Origin of the sequence: Erythrobacter sp. (genome assembly GCF_038133525.1) — a bacterium.
Taxonomy (GTDB): Bacteria; Pseudomonadota; Alphaproteobacteria; order Sphingomonadales; family Sphingomonadaceae; genus Qipengyuania.
Genome location: NZ_JAYPTL010000060.1, coordinates 17,047 through 19,300, shown reverse-complemented (window position 1 = coordinate 19,300; position 2,254 = coordinate 17,047). Strand labels below are relative to the sequence as shown.

At 64.9% G+C, this 2,254-nt stretch carries 3 protein-coding genes and 1 pseudogene; all 4 read right to left on the bottom strand.

Translation table 11 applies throughout. The annotated features are described in order from the left end of the window. The coding region (locus AAFM29_RS14060; protein ID WP_341713414.1) for a sulfotransferase at nucleotides 1–926 on the bottom strand (926 nt) is incomplete at its 3' end. Further along, nucleotides 923–1,123 (bottom strand): hypothetical protein, encoded by a 201-nt coding sequence (locus AAFM29_RS14055; protein ID WP_341713413.1) that lies wholly within the window; start codon nucleotides 1,121–1,123, stop codon nucleotides 923–925. The genes AAFM29_RS14055 and AAFM29_RS14060, both read right to left, overlap by 4 nt. 9 nt (nucleotides 1,124–1,132) lie before the next feature. Continuing rightward, nucleotides 1,133–2,098, bottom strand: a complete 966-nt coding sequence (gene purN, locus AAFM29_RS14050; RefSeq protein ID WP_341713412.1) for a phosphoribosylglycinamide formyltransferase — start codon at nucleotides 2,096–2,098, stop codon at nucleotides 1,133–1,135. Then, nucleotides 2,091–2,254, bottom strand: a pseudogene (locus tag AAFM29_RS14045) (phosphoribosylformylglycinamidine cyclo-ligase); the annotation flags it as partial. The pseudogene AAFM29_RS14045 and the gene purN, both read right to left, overlap by 8 nt.

The following is a 2,254-nucleotide window of genomic DNA, read 5'->3' as shown; positions in this document are numbered from 1 at the left end:
ATGTCCGCAAAGTCGCTCTGGAAGGCCATCTGGCTCGCCACCATGGAGACCGAGCTGTCGAGCACTTCGACGTGATCGCGTTCGGTCACTACCAGCCGCGCATTCGGGAAGCGATGCAGCAGGGCGGGCAAGTTCTCGGAAAACTGCGGGCATTTCAGGACCCGCGGACGATCCGCGTTCCCCATCACCGCGGCATCGGTCCGCAGGATCCGGGCAAATTCCGCATAGATCGCGCCTGCATCGGCCGCTTCGTTGAAGGCGACAAAGCCGGGGATGCGCCATTGGGCTTCATAGGCACAAGCATCGAGCGCTCCCGACAGCCACCCAATCTCTTCGTCCACGCGTGTCGCACCGAAAGGATGGATCGTATCCAGCCAAGGATTGATGCGGCGCGCAATGGCAAGGCCGAGCGTGAACTTGGCCGGGCGCAGGTCAGGGCGGCGGGGGACCGGGTCGTGGCTGTTGCAGAAGCGCGTGCCCGCATTGCGGGGATCGGCGGCCAGCAGCCGGTGTATCCGCGTCGTGCCCGCTCGCATCTGCCCGACCACCACGATCGGCGGTGCGATTGCGGCTTCGGCAATCCAAGGATTGTCGCGCCAATATCGGCCCAGCGCATGGCGTTTGCGGATCGCGCCGGTAAGCTGGCCGTAGGCCATGGTGTGGCCCAGCGGATTGAGGTCCGCTTCGTCCCGCAAGGCCCGGCAAAGCCGTGCGAGCCGGTCGCGGAAGTCGGCGACGTCCTCATCGCTGCGGTGCGAATGCTCGTCGGCCTCGGTGAAACCCCTCGCGCCAACGCTCCAGAGAAAATCGGGATCGAGCGGCGGCTTTTCGGTTAGCCCGCGCTCCCACATCGCCTCGACCGCGCGTCCCGCCAGCTCCGCCGCCCGCGATCGGGCGAAGGCATGCGGACGTGGCGGTGGATTCATTCGCGCCCTTCGGAACGCGCCGACAGACGGGCAATCAACAGGCGGGAGAGGAGGACGAAGATGAGCACACCCCCGACCACCATCAGCGTTTCCCCCATGCTTGCTTCGCTGTGGCGCCCTTCGATTTCGTCGGCATTGCTTGCCACGATGACGAGAACCAATGCGGCAACCGCGTAGAACAGTATCGAGCGACCCATGCAGGGACCCTAGAACGCATCGGCGGCGTCGAGAAGCCTTGTCAGCTTTGCCGGTGCGATTTGTCGCCAACTGCGTTGCAGCCAGTCCGCAATTGCGTCCCAATCCACCCCTGGCCGGTTCAGGATTATCCCGATCCAGCCGCCCGCCCCGTAATAGGCTGGCTTGTGATAGGCATGCGGATGCGCTTCGACGAGACCCTCGAGCTCATCCATGCTGCTGCATTTGACCAGCAGCGAGATGTGCGGCGTGCCGTGATGCTGATCGGCGAAATAGGCGAAGAACTTGCCCGATTTCTCGCTTCCCGCGCGCCAGCCGGGCGACCCGTGGCTTTCGCGCTCATGCGTTTCGGGCAGGGCGAGGGCGAGCTGGCGGACGCGTTCAAGCAGCCAGGCGGGATCGTTTTCGCGCATGACGTAGTCTGCGAGGACGCGCGGATAAAGCTGGTGCTCGGCGATGCGGACGCGCTCGGCCAGCGTCTCAGGTGTGTCCTCGGACTGGATCGCCACGGCGACCTGCCCCAGGGCCTCACCCGCATCGAGATCTTCGGTCACCAGATGCACCGTGGTTCCGGCATGGCTGTCGCCGGCCGCGATGGCACGGGCGTGCGTGTCGAGTCCGGGATATTTCGGCAGCAGCGAAGGGTGGATGTTGAGCAGTCGCCCTTCCCAGCGGCGAACGAATTCGGGCGACAGGATCCGCATGTATCCAGCCAGCGCGATGTAATCCGCCCCCGCTTTCATCGCCGCCGCCTCCATCGCCGCATCGTGATCGGCGCGCTGCATGCCCTTGTGGGGCAGCGCGAAAGTGGCGACGCCTTCACCAGCAGCCAAGGTCAGGGCTTCAGCCTCGGGGGCATTCGAAGCGACCAGCACCAGCTCGTAAGGACTGTCGGGGAGGCGGCTGGCATAGAGCAGCGCAGCCATGTTCGTGCCTTTCCCGGACACGAAAACGGCTACACGGGCACGGTCAGGCATTATGCGTCGCCGACCAATCCTCGCGTGCCGACCAGGTGCCTGCCGATCCGCGGACAGTGCATCCCTTGGGCCCCTCGACGATCCGACCGACCGAAAGAACGGTTTCGCCCGCGTCCTCGAGTCGTGAACGGACAATCTCAGCCTTCGATGGTTCGA

What these genes read in the sequence shown, in the direction of transcription:
- AAFM29_RS14055 (WP_341713413.1), bottom strand. Translation starts at nt 1,123, where the DNA reads ATGGGTCGCTCGATACTGTTCTACGCGGTTGCCGCATTGGTTCTCGTC.
- purN (WP_341713412.1), bottom strand. Translation starts at nt 2,098, where the DNA reads ATGCCTGACCGTGCCCGTGTAGCCGTTTTCGTGTCCGGGAAAGGCACG.